General features: G+C 42.7%; 15 protein-coding genes. All 15 read right to left on the reverse strand.

From position 1 onward, the window contains the following. Positions 1-299 precede the first annotated feature (299 nt). The 15 genes from ACQKNS_RS04810 to smc all read right to left on the reverse strand — a co-directional run bounded on the left by ACQKNS_RS04810 (position 300) and on the right by smc (position 14610). Positions 300-569 (reverse strand): EscU/YscU/HrcU family type III secretion system export apparatus switch protein, encoded by a 270-nt coding sequence (locus tag ACQKNS_RS04810; RefSeq protein WP_427642132.1) that lies wholly within the window; start codon positions 567-569, stop codon positions 300-302. Further along, the gene (locus ACQKNS_RS04815) at positions 569-2485 is read right to left on the reverse strand and encodes a hypothetical protein (protein ID WP_427641440.1); all 1917 of its coding nucleotides are present in this window, start codon (positions 2483-2485) and stop codon (positions 569-571) included. The genes ACQKNS_RS04810 and ACQKNS_RS04815 overlap by 1 nt, the downstream gene beginning before the upstream one ends. 13 nt (positions 2486-2498) lie before the next feature. Beyond that, entirely contained in the window at positions 2499-3272 is a 774-nt protein-coding gene (locus ACQKNS_RS04820; RefSeq protein WP_427642133.1) for a ribonuclease HII, read from the reverse strand. Between the two features lie 147 nt (positions 3273-3419). After that, entirely contained in the window at positions 3420-4292 is an 873-nt protein-coding gene (gene ylqF, locus ACQKNS_RS04825) for a ribosome biogenesis GTPase YlqF (RefSeq protein WP_427641441.1), read from the reverse strand. Positions 4293-4309: 17 nt separating this feature from the next. After that, a complete protein-coding gene (gene lepB / locus ACQKNS_RS04830; protein ID WP_427641442.1) occupies positions 4310-4870 on the reverse strand; it encodes a signal peptidase I in 561 nt (186 codons plus the stop codon). A 207-nt stretch (positions 4871-5077) separates the two neighbouring features. Beyond that, positions 5078-5425 (reverse strand): 50S ribosomal protein L19, encoded by a 348-nt coding sequence (gene rplS, locus ACQKNS_RS04835; protein ID WP_034313702.1) that lies wholly within the window; start codon positions 5423-5425, stop codon positions 5078-5080. Positions 5426-5555: 130 nt separating this feature from the next. Further along, on the reverse strand, positions 5556-6290 hold the full coding sequence (trmD, locus tag ACQKNS_RS04840; protein ID WP_427641443.1) for a tRNA (guanosine(37)-N1)-methyltransferase TrmD: 735 nt from the start codon (positions 6288-6290) through the stop codon (positions 5556-5558). Further along, positions 6290-6808, reverse strand: coding sequence for a ribosome maturation factor RimM (rimM, locus tag ACQKNS_RS04845; RefSeq protein WP_427641444.1), 519 nt, complete (start codon positions 6806-6808; stop codon positions 6290-6292). The genes trmD and rimM overlap by 1 nt, the downstream gene beginning before the upstream one ends. A gap of 10 nt (positions 6809-6818) precedes the next feature. Then, the gene (locus tag ACQKNS_RS04850; protein ID WP_034313711.1) at positions 6819-7205 is read right to left on the reverse strand and encodes a YlqD family protein; all 387 of its coding nucleotides are present in this window, start codon (positions 7203-7205) and stop codon (positions 6819-6821) included. Positions 7206-7426: 221 nt separating this feature from the next. After that, on the reverse strand, positions 7427-7657 hold the full coding sequence (locus ACQKNS_RS04855) for a KH domain-containing protein (protein ID WP_048684915.1): 231 nt from the start codon (positions 7655-7657) through the stop codon (positions 7427-7429). 13 nt (positions 7658-7670) lie between these two features. Continuing rightward, positions 7671-7943: a 30S ribosomal protein S16 gene (gene rpsP / locus ACQKNS_RS04860; protein ID WP_048684918.1), complete on the reverse strand. Its 273-nt coding sequence runs from the start codon at positions 7941-7943 to the stop codon at positions 7671-7673. 153 nt (positions 7944-8096) lie between these two features. Next, positions 8097-9437 carry a signal recognition particle protein gene (gene ffh / locus ACQKNS_RS04865; RefSeq protein ID WP_034313716.1) on the reverse strand — a complete coding sequence of 447 codons (1341 nt, stop codon included), beginning with the start codon at positions 9435-9437 and terminating at the stop codon, positions 8097-8099. An 11-nt stretch (positions 9438-9448) separates the two neighbouring features. Further along, entirely contained in the window at positions 9449-9781 is a 333-nt protein-coding gene (locus ACQKNS_RS04870) for a putative DNA-binding protein (RefSeq protein ID WP_076366571.1), read from the reverse strand. A gap of 221 nt (positions 9782-10002) precedes the next feature. Beyond that, positions 10003-11019: a signal recognition particle-docking protein FtsY gene (gene ftsY / locus ACQKNS_RS04875; protein WP_427641445.1), complete on the reverse strand. Its 1017-nt coding sequence runs from the start codon at positions 11017-11019 to the stop codon at positions 10003-10005. A 27-nt stretch (positions 11020-11046) separates the two neighbouring features. Next, entirely contained in the window at positions 11047-14610 is a 3564-nt protein-coding gene (smc, locus tag ACQKNS_RS04880; RefSeq protein ID WP_427641446.1) for a chromosome segregation protein SMC, read from the reverse strand. Between the last annotated feature and the right edge of the window lie 13 nt (positions 14611-14623).

Genomic DNA, 14623 nt, shown 5'->3' on the forward strand with positions numbered 1-14623 from the left:
TTTTTCTTATTAAGTGGATTTATTTTTGCTTTGATTTTTTTGTCATTACAGTTATAAGGTCTAGTGAAAACGCTATCGTGAAAGCCTTTTCATCATATCAGCTCAGAGATCTTTTCATGGTAAATTACGGTTATCCTTTGTCTGACCCTAACTAAAAGCGAAAGGACAAAGCCATCGCCTTGTCCTTTTGTAAATAGTTTAGTATTTTTTTAATATAATGAATATGCGCTAGTGATTTCCCTACTATTCTACAAAAACCAACAGAATCCCATTTGGTGAAATCACAGATAACCAGGATCCTACCGATTCTTTCCCTTGTCAACTTTATAAATGAATGCAAATACCTCTGCAACTGCTCCATATAATTCTTCCGGAATCGTTTGATTGATATCCAATTGACCTAAAAGTGCAGCAAGAGATTCGTCCCTCTGGACCGGTATATCCAGTTTCATGGCGTTTTCCAGTATATTTTCAGCTATTTTACCTTTCCCCTTCGCCAATATGAAGGGCGCTTCGGATGTACTTTGATCATACTTTAAGGCAATGGCTTCTTTTCGTTGATCATTCATCATATTCGAATATCCACTCCGCTATATGAACCGGCTTCCGAAAAAGGAATCGGGTTCACCCTTTGGTCGCGCTCTTTTTCATTCATAGGTTTTACAAATGAAACCCCTGATAATCTGTAATCCATTTTTCCGAGATTCTCTCTTAGGGTGTCAAGATATTTATCCGCTGCCTCTTCAAGTACTGCATCATGCCGATTGATGACCGTCACTTTTATGATTCGGTTTTGAACCTGCATGTCGATGATCGTTTCTTTAAGACGTTCCAATTCTAAATAAAATAGGACTCGGCAGTAATCCGGATCTATTTTGCCATCTTTTGTTTTCCTTCCGCTACATTGTATAGTTAGGTCCGTTTGAATCGATCCCAAATTGAGTGGAAGTGTCAGGAGCAAATTCTGAATCGGCCCATTTTCCTGCGAAAGGATCTGTTGCGCAGTAATCCGATTTAGGATTTGTTCTGCCGTCTCCTTGATAGATGCAGGAATTTGCTCATTCAGCAATTTAAGCAGGAGCGGTTTAAGTGTCTCTAAATCATTCGGGATCTCCTTCATAACCTCTCCGGAAAAATTAATGAGTGAATGTTCCAGCTGAAGGCCAAGGACCTTGGTCATTTCTTTTAGTTGGTGGGCAACGGAAGGTCCATTGGCGAAATCGATTGTTCGAAATTCAGCTTCCAGGACATGTGCAAGGACAAGCCTCTCATTACCCCCAACGTATTGGGCCTCAGGAAGCTTATTAAGCGACTGAAACATTAATTCAGCTACCTTACCCTTCGACTCCTCTATTTGCCCTGTATCCATATTCAAGTAGCCTATAAGGTCATTCACTTCTATTTTTCCGCCTTTTGCCTGTTTAGCTGTTTCGGTAAAAGCACCCTGCAGTAATTGAAAGGCAAGAGGGGAAAGTTTTTCTGCAGCAATGTTTTTTCTCTGTATCGAGTGGATATCAGCTGGCAGGTTTGTCCCCTCATGATCATGACCTTTAAATATGCTGTCAATGGTCGTTTCGATCTCATCAACTTTTGCAAATGCACCGTTTTTTGCCCTGGAAAGCAACTGCAATCCTTGGTGTAATTTATCAATCACTGAATTCTTGGCCATACCGGATCTTTCCACAGCTCCATCCATTAATTTTTCCAGAAAAACAGATTCTGTCATTTCGTTTGGCATTAAACCCGTCTTTTGAAGCAGGGAAAATGCACCGGATTTCATTTCTGGCGTTGAATCGGGATCAAGCCATGTGGTCACTAGGTTTTGCAAACCATTTTGTCGAAGCTGGTTCTGTTTAACAACATGTAAAGAGCCCAATACCCCCTTAAGCTTGACGGCCGTCCTCGATACTCCCCCGCCATCTTGCAGCTGTTGCTTGAAAGCACCGAGTAGTTTGTGGAAAGGTTCACCTTTGGACTGTGTAAATAATGCATCAAATACACCCTTTACAAATGGCAATTGCTGAATGAACATCGATTTTATTACAGGCAGACCGGCTTCTTCAGCACCCGCAGCTTTTAACCATTGCAATGCCGACTGAAAGGTCTCCTTGGTTATCGGAAGCCGATTGGTCAGAAGGTATTCGGCAAGCTTCGTTACGGCCGGTTCAGGCTTCATTCCGAGTTGAGCGATCAATTGCGCAGCCTTTCCCTTTAAGCCGGAAACGGTCAAATCGGGGGAATCCAAAGCTTTTAACACGACACCCCCCTCTTTTGGGTGCTTCACTTGAAACCAGTACCTTTCCCCTGTTCGTAGCGGGCTTTCGGGATTGGCAATCATTCTCTGATGGCCAATCTGTACCTGAGCCGTTTGGTCAGGAAAAACCTTATTCACCTTCCCGATTAGGATTTGCCCGTTTTTCAAACTCACAGATCCTTTAACTTCAATGGGTGAAGGATTTGGTTGGCTGCTTGTTATGGATTGCACCCCTCATCCCCCCTCAGCCCTTCGTTCGTGCAGCAATTTCCTTAACTGGCGCAAAACTTCTTCTATGCCAAGGTGTAAGCCCGTGCGTGCCGAGTGCTTCTAAATGTTGGCTCGTCCCGTAACCCATGTGCTTTTCGAAACCATATTCCGGATGTTTTTCACCATATTCCTTCATCATCCTATCACGGGTCACTTTCGCTATTATGGAGGCCGCAGAGATGCTAATGCTTCTTGCGTCACCCTTTATGAGAGAAAGCTGCGGAATCGGCACATCCAGTTTCATCGCATCGATCAACAAATGATCAGGAAGCTCTGACAAATCGTTCAATGCGGCCACCATTGCCTTTTTCGTGGCTTGATATATATTGATTTCATCAATAACTTCGCTATGTACAACACCCACACCTATGGATAGTGCTTCCTTGAAAATCATCTCATAAAACCGTTCCCTTTTTGACTCTGAAATTTTTTTAGAATCATTAAGACCTGGCAAATAAAAAGATTCAGGCAAGATGACTGCACTCGTCACAACTGGTCCTGCAAGCGGTCCTCTTCCCACTTCATCGATACCAGCCAGAATGGAAAACCCCTGTTTTCGCAACTGGCGTTCAAACTCTGTCATTTCCGTGAAAGCATCCCTTACCTGTTGTTCTTTTTCATAAGCTCTTTGCCATTTGCTTACTAAGTCGGTTACTCCCTTTCTTCCGTCCTCCCGGCATTCTTGTAGAAATGAATCTTCGGGTTCTTTTATTGTCATTAACTTTACGGAGATTTCCTTAATGCTCATTGCAGTTACCATCATATATCACCCATCATATTAATTATCGGCAGTATTGCTTCCTTTCTTCAGTTCAGACAAAAATACGGAGCGGAAAAGAGACATCAAAAAGAAATACCTTTTCGACATCCAACTCCAGCTCCGTATCACTTCATGTTAATCGGGGATATCAACCTCTTCATAATCCAATGGGACCTCAAACGTAAGCGGGCCCATCTTTTCTGAACGGATTTCACGTACGACCAACTCTGCGGTTTTATCATAATCGATGAAGCCCCCAGATGCCAAACAGCCCCTGAACTTTCCGACCGCATCGAACAATTCGAGCGTTTCCTGGGGAATCACATCCAGGTTATATCGGGATTTCATTCTATCTGGATATTCTTTTTCCAAAAAGCGAAGACCGTATAAAGAGACTTCGTGCAAGTTTAAAATCGTATCCTTGATCGCACCTGTCAATGCAAGCTTCAAACCAACTTCTTGATCCTCGAATTTCGGCCAGAGAATTCCCGGCGTATCCAGCAATTCCAATTCCTTACCAACTTTTATCCATTGCTGCGCTTTCGTGACGCCAGGAGTATTCCCTGTTTTGGCAATGTTCTTTTTGGCAAGTCGATTGATCAGAGTCGATTTCCCTACGTTCGGAATGCCGACTATCATGGCACGGATCGCTCTTGGCTTTATTCCTCTTGATTCCATCCGCTCATACTTCTCTTTTAAAAGATTTTTGGCAGCAGCTGTTATCTGGTTTAAACCGTTTCCTGCCTGCGAATTAATGGCAATCGCCGTTTTCCCCTGCGACTTATAATGCTCAAGCCACATATTCGTTTTTACCGGATCGGCCATATCAGCTTTATTCAAAAGGATAACCCTCGGTTTATGCTGAATGATTTCATCGATCATCGGATTTCGTGAAGATGCCGGAATCCGGGCATCCACAAGTTCAAAGATGATGTCGATCAGTTTTAATTTCTCTGTTACTTCCCGTCTTGCTTTGGCCATATGGCCAGGGAACCACTGTATTGTCAATGGAATCCACCTTCCTACTATTCCGCCAATCTAAAGTCTTCAATTGGCCAATAAACTAATTTAGTTTTTCCTAACACTTTATCGTAAGGAACGACACCAACGCCAATATGGCGGCTATCCTTACTAAAACGGCGATTATCCCCTAGGACAAATAGTGTGTCCTCAGGCACCGTTCCTTGTTCTATGACATCACTTAATGTAAAAGGTTCCGTCAAATCCCCGCCATCTATCAATTGTTCTTTATATTCATCCAAGTATGGCTCATCATAAGCTTTTCCATTCACGTAAAGAGTATCATCTTTATATTCCACTTTTTCCCCTGGCAATCCGATGACCCGCTTTATGTAATCTTTGCCTTCTGGAGCTTCGAAAACGATGATGTCGAATCTTTTCGGTTCGCCAATCGAATAGGAGATTTTATTAACGATCATGCGGTCCGTATCCTTTAATGTCGGCATCATGGAATTACCGTCCACAACAATGGGAGCCAGAAGGAAATAACGAATCAGCGTCGCCGCTATAACCGCGATTATGACCGCCTTCGTCCATTCCCACAATTCATTTTTCTTCTTCGCCATCCTTACCCACCCTTTTTGAAGCATATCAACAATTATTTTAACATGTTGCGGACGCCATAGCGAGCAGGTTTTCACCGTATGTGTATTCACTTTTTCTTAAAGTGCAAAAAGGGAGCCTGATAAACAAGCTCCCTTTTTTTGCATGATACTGTTTGGTTATTCACCTTATGTGGATCATGGTAAACCCGCATGAAGATATTCGAAGGATTAACGACGAATTTCTTTAATACGTGCTTTTTTACCACGAAGTTCGCGTAGGTAATAAAGTTTCGCACGACGTACTTTACCGTGACGGATAACTTCTAGTTTCGCAATTTTTGGTGTGTGAACAGGGAAAGCACGTTCTACTCCAACGCCGTAAGAGATCTTACGTACTGTGAAAGTTTCACTAACTCCGCCGCCACGACGTTTGATTACAACGCCTTCAAACAACTGGATACGTTCGCGAGTTCCTTCAATAACCTTTACGTGTACACGTACTGTGTCACCAGGTCTGAATGATGGAAGATCTGAGCGAAGTTGTTCTTTTGTGATTTCGTTAATAAGATTTTGCATCGATTTCAACTCCTCCTGGACGCTCTTGCAAATACTTTTTGTTTGCAGCGGAACATCGTTATAAGACTGAGCATTTTGCCCAAGTCACAAGTTATATCCTATCATACTATAAACGTCGATGCAATAGACATCAGTCTTCTTTTTTAATCTCGGATAATAATTTTTTTTCAACTTCCGATAGTTCATAACTATCGAGCAAATCCGGACGTCGAATCCAAGTTCTGCGCAGAGATTCCTTCATCCGCCATTCATCGATTTTTTTATGATTCCCGGATATTAGCTGATCGGGAACTTTCATCCCCCGGAAATCTGCAGGTCTAGTATAATGGGGATGCTCTAACAAACCAGAAGAATAGGAATCAAGAATCGGGGAGTCAACATTTCCCAGAACGCCAGGCAGCAAGCGCACAACGCTGTCAATAATGACCATTGCACCCAATTCCCCGCCTGTAAGCACAAAGTCACCAATCGATATTTCATCAGTGACGACATGCTCCCGGATACGCTCGTCATACCCTTCATAATGCCCGCAAATGAAAATGAGATGGTCCTCTCCAGCAAACTCTTCGGCTTTTTTCTGCGTGTAGCGCTCTCCCTGGGGACAAAGCAGGACTACCCTTGGGTTTAGCTCACCTTGGCCTTTTAGAGCTTCCACAGCGTCAAAGATCGGCTGTGCCTTCAATACCATTCCGGCACCGCCGCCATACGGATAATCGTCTACCGTCGAATGTTTATTATCTGCATAATCTCGAAAGTTGGTCACCTTATAGCTGACAGCCTGCTTTTCCGCAGCCTTTTTTAAGATGGACGAACCAAATACCCCTTCGAACATTTCTGGAAAAAGCGAAAGCACATCGATTTTCATCAGTCCAAAAGTCCTTCCATCGGTGTAATGATGACCTTTTTAGCGGGAATATCCACTTCTTTTACAATTTGTTCAATATACGGGATCAGGATGTCCTTACTGCCAGCTTTCTTAATGACCCAAACATCATTGGCACCAGGCGTAAGGACCTCAGTGATTTCCCCAACTTCCTTGCCTTCATCCGTAAATACCGAACAGCCGATGATTTCATGGAAATAGAACTCACCTTCATCCAATTCACCAAGTTGTGCTTCCTTGACTTTCAGGACCCCGTTTTTAAAAGCCTCGACCTGGCCGACGTTATAAAAGTTCTCGAACGTCAACAGATTAAAGTTTTTATGGGTACGATGCGACCTGACGATAAGCGGCAAAGGTTTTTTCTCCGTGTCCCTAAACAAATACAGGGTATTTCCCACTTTGTATCGTTTTTCCGGAAAGTCTGTTGAAGAAATAACACGGACTTCTCCTAAAAGACCATGTGTGTTGACAATTTTACCTACATTAAACCATTTTTCCATTCTTTCACCTCTAACGAATTTCCGAGACGATTCCATCTTTAATGACAATGGTCTTCGTTGCCATAATTTCGTCCCAATCTGCCCCAATTTCCACATCAATGATACTTTGAACTTCCCGTTCCTTTAATTCACTACCTGCGGGAAGGATCTCCAACTGCTCCATTTGAAATTCAAGCAGTTTAATTTTTTCTTGCCTCTGGTTTATTTCTTTTTCAAAATGAGCACGGAGACTAGCAGGTTGGAGAGTTCTTGTTTTTTCAAGTTTTTTCAGTTCAAAGCGAAGCTGTTCACTCTCTTTTTGAAGCTGAAGGCGTTTTGACTTGTATTTCTCGAGGAGCTGATTCTTGCTGGATTCCGTTAATACTTGGTTAACGATTACGTTTTGGAGAATTTTCATTCCAGCACCTCCTATTATCTATGATTTCTTATTTCCTTCAAAAAATATGTATGATGGGGTAATCTTTTTGAAATGGGGGTCATTCTCTTAAGTATAACGTAAATCGGTAAAAGATGCGTCTTAAAAAGGCGTAAAGTTTAAAGTACTGGTCTATTCAATTAGGACCCTATTCGGAATTTCACTTTCTTGAAGTACAAAAAAAGGAGGGGTATTAACCCTCCTTATTCGGAAATCTCCAAATAGATTTTCTTCTGCTGTGAAGATCCTGCTGCATATACCACAGTCCGAATCGCCTTAGCAACACGCCCTTGTTTACCGATCACCTTGCCCATGTCCTCTTTATGAACCGAGAGGATATAAACAATCCGGTCGGATTCTTCCTTGGAGGTCACGATGACCTCTTCCGGATAATCCACAAGTGCTGAAACAATCGTTTCAATCAGTGCTTTCATCAACTACCGTCGATTACTTGCTGTTTTTTGCAACATGGAATTTTTCCATGATGCCTTGTGTAGAGAATAAGTTACGAACTGTATCAGATGGTTTAGCTCCATCTTGTAACCATTTAAGAGCAAGCTCTTCGTTGATTTCAACTTTAGCTGGTTGAGCCACCGGGTTATAAGTTCCTACCACTTCGATGTAACGTCCGTCACGTGGTGAACGAGAATCTGCAACTACAATACGATAGAAAGGAGATTTTTTAGCTCCCATACGTTTTAAGCGAATTTTTACTGCCATTTTAAATAAGCACCTCCGAATAGTTTCACACAAGATAGTATAATATCAAATGTCTTGCATGTTTGTAAAGGTTTTTTTCTTAACAGGTAAAAAAAGTGTTGAAATACATGGATTCGACCTGTATTCCGCTTCAGTTTCGACCTAAAATAAACCTTACATGAACGGGAATTTGAATCCCTTTTTCTTTCCTTTTTGCATGTTCGTAACCTGTTTCATCATCTTTTTCATTTCTTCGAATTGCTTCAGTAGACGGTTCACTTCTTGAATCGATCTGCCGCTTCCCTTGGCAATCCGTTTCTTGCGGGATGCATTCATGGTTTCCGGATGTTCCTTTTCATGCGTAGTCATTGAACGGATGATAGCTTCCACATGACCGATCTGTTTCTCATCGATCTGAAGGTTGTCCATCCCTTTCATTTTATTCGCACCAGGAATCATTTTCAGAATATCATCAAGTGGTCCCATATTCCGCACCTGACCAAGCTGATCAAGGAAATCATCAAAGGTAAAAGTGGCTGTACGCATCTTTTTCTCTAATTCTTTCGCTTTTTCTTCATCTACATTGGCCTGTGCTTTTTCGATAAGGGTCAATACATCACCCATGCCCAGAATCCTTGACGCCATCCGTTCTGGATGGAACGCTTCAAGTGCATCCAATTTTTCCCCCATACCGACGAACTTAATCGGCGTATCGGTGACCGAACGAATGGAAAGTGCCGCACCACCACGTGTATCCCCATCAAGTTTCGTTAAGACGACTCCAGTAAGGCCTAGCTGTTCATTGAAGCTTTGGGCTACATTGACCGCATCCTGACCTGTCATCGCATCGACAACCAGGAAGATTTCATCAGGTTTTGTCAACTCTTTGATATCCTTCAGTTCGCCCATCAAGTTTTCATCAACATGAAGGCGGCCTGCGGTATCGATCAACACATAATCATGATGTTCTTCCTTAGCTTTTTCAATTGCCTGTTTGGCAATTTCAACAGGGCTGACCTGGTCCCCTAGGGAGAAAACAGGCATGCTTAATTGTTTGCCAAGTGTTTCAAGCTGCTTAATCGCCGCCGGACGGTAAATATCAGCCGCAACGAGCAATGGCTTGCGGTTGTATTTTTTTCTAAGAAGATTGGCAAGCTTTCCGGTGGTCGTCGTTTTACCAGCACCCTGAAGCCCTACCATCATAATGACGGTCGGTGGTTTCGAGGCAACGGCAATCTTGCTTTGTTCGCCGCCCATCAGCTCCGTCAATTCTTCCTTAACTACTTTAATTACCTGTTGACCGGGGGTTAAGCTTTTCAGCACTTCCTGACCTACCGAACGTTCACTGACACGTTTTACAAAATCCTTCACGACTTTAAAGTTAACATCCGCTTCAAGCAGGGCCAATCGAACTTCACGCATCATTTCTTTTACGTCCGCTTCGTTGACCTTCCCTTTTCCACGAATCTTTTGCATCGTGCTCTGCAGTCGGTCGGCCAATCCTTCAAATGCCATATTGCCGCCTCCTAATCCAACTTCTCAAGCGTTGTGATTGCGTCAAGCAGCTCCTCTTTTGAAAAGGAATCCTTTTCTATGAGTCCCTTCATATTCGCAATCCACTGGTTACGCTCTTGAAATTTTTGAAATAACAAAAGCTTTGCTTCATATTCCTCAAGCATCGCTTCCGTTCTTTTTATATTATCATAGACTGCCTGCCTACTGACTTCGTATTCTTCGGCAATCTCGCCAAGAGAGTAATCATCCAGATAGTAGAGGGACATGTAGCTCTGCTGCTTCTCTGTTAACAACGATTGGTAAAAGTCATACAAATAATTAATCCGCGTTGTCTTTTCAAGCATCTTAGCAAGCCTCCCTGCTGTTAAGTGAAAACCCTTTACAAGTTTATATTGTAAAGCCTTGTTTATTTGATGTCAAGTTAAACTCCTTACCACTTGTTTGCAAAGCATTATTTTTTTCTTTTTTTCGCCTCATTTTTAGACTTTTCTGCAATTGTTCCTCCAAATGACCACTGTGAACAAAAAACCAGAAGAGAATTATCCCCTTCTGGCTTACAGTTTTTTTAAACCTCTTCTTTATCGATAATATCAGCAAAAAGTCCATAAACATATTTCTCAGCATCGAATTCCTGTAGATCGTCCATTTTTTCACCTAGCCCGACAAATTTAACGGGAATGGCCAATTCATTGCGAATTGCCAAAACAATCCCACCTTTTGCGGTGCCATCAAGCTTTGTTAAAACTATGCCGGAAACATTGGTCGCTTCCTTGAATGTCTTGGCCTGAATAAGGGCATTTTGACCAGTTGTAGCATCAAGGGCAAGCAACACCTCGTGTGGTGCACCTGGTACTTCACGTTCAATTACACGTTTCACCTTTTCCAATTCCTTCATTAAATTCACTTTATTCTGTAAGCGGCCGGCAGTGTCGCAGATCAGTATATCCGCTTTTCGTGCCTTGGCGGCCTGAATGGCATCAAACATTACCGCTGCAGGGTCAGAACCTTCACCCTGTTTGATTACACTGACACCGACACGCTCTCCCCAAACCTCAAGCTGTTCGATCGCACCGGCACGGAAGGTATCCCCGGCAGCCAATACAACAGATTTACCTTCTGTTTTGAATTTATGGGCAAGCTTTCCAATGGTCGTCGTTTTACCTACCCCGTTAACCCCTACAAACAAAATGACCGTCAAACCTTCTTCTTGTATGTTCAGGCTTGAAGTCGCTTCATCATTACCTTGGTAGATTTCAACAAGCTTTTCGGAAATAACGGACTGTACTTCCCTCGTATCAGAAATATTTCGAAGCTTGACTTCCATTTTTAATTGGTCAATCAGTTCCATGACAGTATCAAAGCCTACATCAGCCTGTATCAGGATTTCTTCAAGTTCTTCAAAAAAGTCCTCATCCACTTTCCGATATCGGGCAACAAGTTCATTAACCCTTCCCGTAAAAGAATTTCTCGTCTTTGTCAAACCTTGTTTGAATTTTTCCCCTATGGATATTTCTGCTTCAACTGATTTTTCTTTTTCATCCTGATTCGTAAATTTCTCTTTTAGCTTTTTGAAAAAACTCATTGTCCCACTTCCTCTTATTCATGAATTTTAAACTTCAATAAAGTTTTCTGACTCTTCCATCCGGACGGAAACAAGTTTGGAGACACCTGACTCCTGCATCGTAATGCCATATAGGACATCTGCCTCTTCCATCGTGCCTTTACGGTGAGTGATCACGATGAACTGCGTTTCCCTGCTGAACTTCCTTAAAAATTGACTGAACCGGACGACATTCGCCTCATCAAGCGCTGCCTCTACCTCATCAAGGATACAGAAAGGCACCGGACGCACTTTTAGAATGGAGAATAAAAGGGCAATGGCTGTCAATGCTCGTTCCCCCCCGGATAAGAGGCTCAAATTTTGCAGTTTTTTCCCGGGGGGCTGTGCAATGATATCCACCCCTGTATTTAGTAAATCATCCGGATTTGTCAGCTTCAGCTCTGCTTTGCCTCCGCCGAATAAAGCTTTGAAGACTTGTTCGAATTCTTCACGGATTGAATAGAAGGTATCCGCAAAGCGCCGCTTCATTTCATCATCCATTTCATCGATGACTTGGAATAATGTATCTTTCGCCTGTTGCAGGTCTTCCTTTTGACTAAGGAGGAATTCATATCGTTCAGCTACACGTGCGTATTCATCAATTGCACCTAGATTCACCGTTCCCAGTTCCTCGATTGCAAGCTTGATTAACTTCACCCTTTTTTGAGCTTCTTCTGCAGGCATCATCAGAGGATACTGTTCTTTAGCACCTTCAAAGGAAAGGGTATATTCTTCTCTCAAGTGGTCAAGGCGATTTTCCAGTTCGACATCCAGACGAGTTAATTTCACTTCTTCATCCTTTATCACTTCGACAATGCCTTTATAAAGTCGGTTTTCCTCTTTCATGGACAGTTCAAGAGTTTCAACTTGCGTTAGAAGCTCGTTCTTTTCCTGTTTTTTCATGGTAATTCCTTCAATTGCTCCATTTTTATCAAGCAATTTCTGCTGAGCCATATCTTCCAGGGACTCTTCCCCGCTTGAACTGTCTGTCATTTCATTGGTCAGGAGCCCTAAATCATCTTTGTTTTCGGCAAGCCTGCTTGCTTCCTTTGAAAGGTCCGATTCAATGCGTTCCATCTTCTCTTTTTGGTTTTGCAGCTGGCCGCGCTTAGAGGCAAGCATTACCCTCAGTTCATTCGTTTCTTCAGCAAGGGTCTCTTTTGAGGATTGTTGAGATTGTTTTTGTTCGGTCATTTCGGAAATCAACCGATCCAGCCCTTCAATCTCAGTTTTACACGAATCCAGAAGTTCTTCCAGCTCTTCAAGTCTTGCTGTTTTTTGCTGTTGTTCTTCCAAATATGAATTTTTATCCAAATCATAAAGATGCAGCCGTTCATTCACATTTCTTTCCTGCAGCTCCACTTCCCGGAGTTCGCCCTTAAGGGTTTGTTCTTGTAATCGAAGTCTCTCTCCTGTTTTTCTGGTTTGTTCAAGCGTTTGCTCTTGAACACCCACATCCACTTTGAGCTGTTTGACTTGCTTTTCTAGCTGATTCGTTTTAGCTTCCATTGCAGCAAGTTTTTGATGGAGCTCTTCCAATTCCGTTTTCCTTGAAAGAAGGGAGGTCGTTTTTTGCTTTAAGGCCCCACCAGTCATTGAACCACCTGGATTGACGATATCCCCTTCAAGTGTTACGAAGCGGAAACGGTGCTGCATCATTTTCGCCAGGTCATTTGCACCTTTTAGATCGGTGGTGATCATCACGGTGCCTAATAGGTTTTCGGCAATCGCTGCATGCCTATCATCATATTGGATCAATGAGGAACCCGTCCCCACAAAAGCTGGATGACCCTTCAGCATCGATAGTTGGTTAGCTGATATCTCTCTTGCCTTTATGACTGATAAAGGCAAGAACGTCGCACGCCCATATCTATTTTTCTTCAAGAAAGAAATGGCTTCCCGTGCATGCTCTTCGCGTTCGACGACAACATGCTGCATCGCTCCGCCCAGAGCCGTTTCGATGGCCGTTTCATATTCCTTTGGAACCTTTATCAATTCCGCAACTGCCCCTTCAATGCCTCGAAGGGTTTCTTTCGCTTTCAAAACCTCTTTTACACCTTGAAAAAAGCCTGCATAATCATCTTCCATTTCTTCAAGAAGTTCCTTACGAGATTTTGCCTGTTGAAGGAATTGATAGGCCTTGTAAAGGGTGGTCTCCTGTTTTTGATACGTATCTTTTGCAGCATTCAATTTATTCTGCTGATTTCGGAAATAAGTGACATGCTCTTCAAGCTGCTTGGTCATATTTTCCATCAGCTGTGAATATTCCATTTTTTTAGCAGTGATATCCAATCTTTCGGTTAAAAACTTTTCATTTTCCATATCAAGTTTGGCATTTTTATGCTCCTGCTGCGTTAATTGCTGGAGCAAGTATTGTTTTTCGTTTTTAGCCGATGCCTGCTTGTTCAACCACTCGATATAGTCACTCTTTTTCGCTTCGATCATCGCTTCAATATCACTATTGAAAAGGCCTAGGCTTTTTTGTTTTTCATGTAAGGTTTCAGAAATCCCTTTCACTTCCATGTTCAGTGCATTCAGGATTTCCGTTTCTCTTTCCTTTTGCAAAGCCAAACGTTCGACGGCAGCCTCACCTTCCACAATCGCTTTTTCTAGCTGTGACTTGTTTTGGGCAGCATTTTTTTTCCGTTCTTTCAAAACCTCTTTACGGCCTTCAAGCTTTTCAAGTTCTTCGCTTGCATTCAGGAGAACTTCCTGAAGTCCATTGATCGATGTCTCAAGCGTCGCAAGACTATCCCTTAGTTTTTTGAGATGCGCTTCCCTGTCATGAAGCTGTCCTGCCATTTGCTGTTCCATTTCATTATGCTTTTCAAGTTCTTGTGAAAGTTTTTCCCATTTTCCATAAAGCTCTTCTATTTCAAAAACGGTTAAAGCCACTTCTATTTGCTCAAGCTCTTCTTTCTTCGCCAAAAACTCCTTGGCGAGGGAGGACTGAATTTTTAACGGCTCCACCTGCCCCTCCAATTCATGGAGGATATCATGGACACGGTTTAAGTTATCCTGGGTTTCCGTCAACTTCGATTCCGCTTTTCGTTTTCTGGTTTTATACTTCAGGACACCTGCTGCCTCTTCAAAGATCACTCGTCTTTCTTCAGCCTTACTGCTTAGGATTTCTTCCACTTTCCCTTGACTGATGATGGAAAAGGCTTCTCGTCCAAGACCAGAATCCATGAAAAGGTCTATGATGTCTTTCAGACGGCAACCTTGATTATTAATGAAAAATTCACTTTCTCCCGATCGATATACACGTCTTGTCACACTGACTTCATGAAAGTCGATCGGTAGGGAATTGGTCTCGTTATCAAGGGTCAATGATACTTCCGCAAAATTCAACGCTTTCCTCGTGTCACTTCCCGAAAAGATGATATCTTCCATTTTTGCTCCACGCAGTGATTTCGCAGACTGCTCTCCAAGTACCCAGCGGACTGCATCGGTCACATTACTTTTACCGCTTCCGTTTGGTCCAACCACTGCCGTGACACCAGGTACAAAATCAATCGAAATTTTCTCTGCGAAAGATTTAAATCCTACAACGTCCAAACGTTTGAGGAACATGACCTTTCCCCCT

The sequence above is a fragment of the Peribacillus sp. NPDC094092 genome (assembly GCF_050279365.1).
In the GTDB taxonomy this organism is placed as follows: domain Bacteria; phylum Bacillota; class Bacilli; order Bacillales; family DSM-1321; genus Peribacillus.

Bases quoted from the DNA above. Each gene is read 5' to 3' on its own strand.
- ACQKNS_RS04855 (WP_048684915.1), bottom strand. From the start codon at position 7,657: ATGAAAGCACTGATTGAAACGATTGTTTCAGCACTTGTGGATTATCCG.
- trmD (WP_427641443.1), bottom strand. From the start codon at position 6,290: ATGAAAATCGATGTGCTTTCGCTTTTTCCAGAAATGTTCGAAGGGGTA.
- ftsY (WP_427641445.1), bottom strand. From the start codon at position 11,019: ATGAGTTTTTTCAAAAAGCTAAAAGAGAAATTTACGAATCAGGATGAA.
- ACQKNS_RS04870 (WP_076366571.1), bottom strand. From the start codon at position 9,781: ATGCTTGAAAAGACAACGCGGATTAATTATTTGTATGACTTTTACCAA.
- ffh (WP_034313716.1), bottom strand. From the start codon at position 9,437: ATGGCATTTGAAGGATTGGCCGACCGACTGCAGAGCACGATGCAAAAG.
- ACQKNS_RS04850 (WP_034313711.1), bottom strand. From the start codon at position 7,205: ATGAAAATTCTCCAAAACGTAATCGTTAACCAAGTATTAACGGAATCC.
- rplS (WP_034313702.1), bottom strand. From the start codon at position 5,425: ATGCAAAATCTTATTAACGAAATCACAAAAGAACAACTTCGCTCAGAT.
- ACQKNS_RS04810 (WP_427642132.1), bottom strand. From the start codon at position 569: ATGAATGATCAACGAAAAGAAGCCATTGCCTTAAAGTATGATCAAAGT.
- smc (WP_427641446.1), bottom strand. From the start codon at position 14,610: ATGTTCCTCAAACGTTTGGACGTTGTAGGATTTAAATCTTTCGCAGAG.
- ACQKNS_RS04820 (WP_427642133.1), bottom strand. From the start codon at position 3,272: ATGAGCATTAAGGAAATCTCCGTAAAGTTAATGACAATAAAAGAACCC.
- rpsP (WP_048684918.1), bottom strand. From the start codon at position 7,943: ATGGCAGTAAAAATTCGCTTAAAACGTATGGGAGCTAAAAAATCTCCT.
- rimM (WP_427641444.1), bottom strand. From the start codon at position 6,808: ATGGAAAAATGGTTTAATGTAGGTAAAATTGTCAACACACATGGTCTT.
- lepB (WP_427641442.1), bottom strand. From the start codon at position 4,870: ATGGCGAAGAAGAAAAATGAATTGTGGGAATGGACGAAGGCGGTCATA.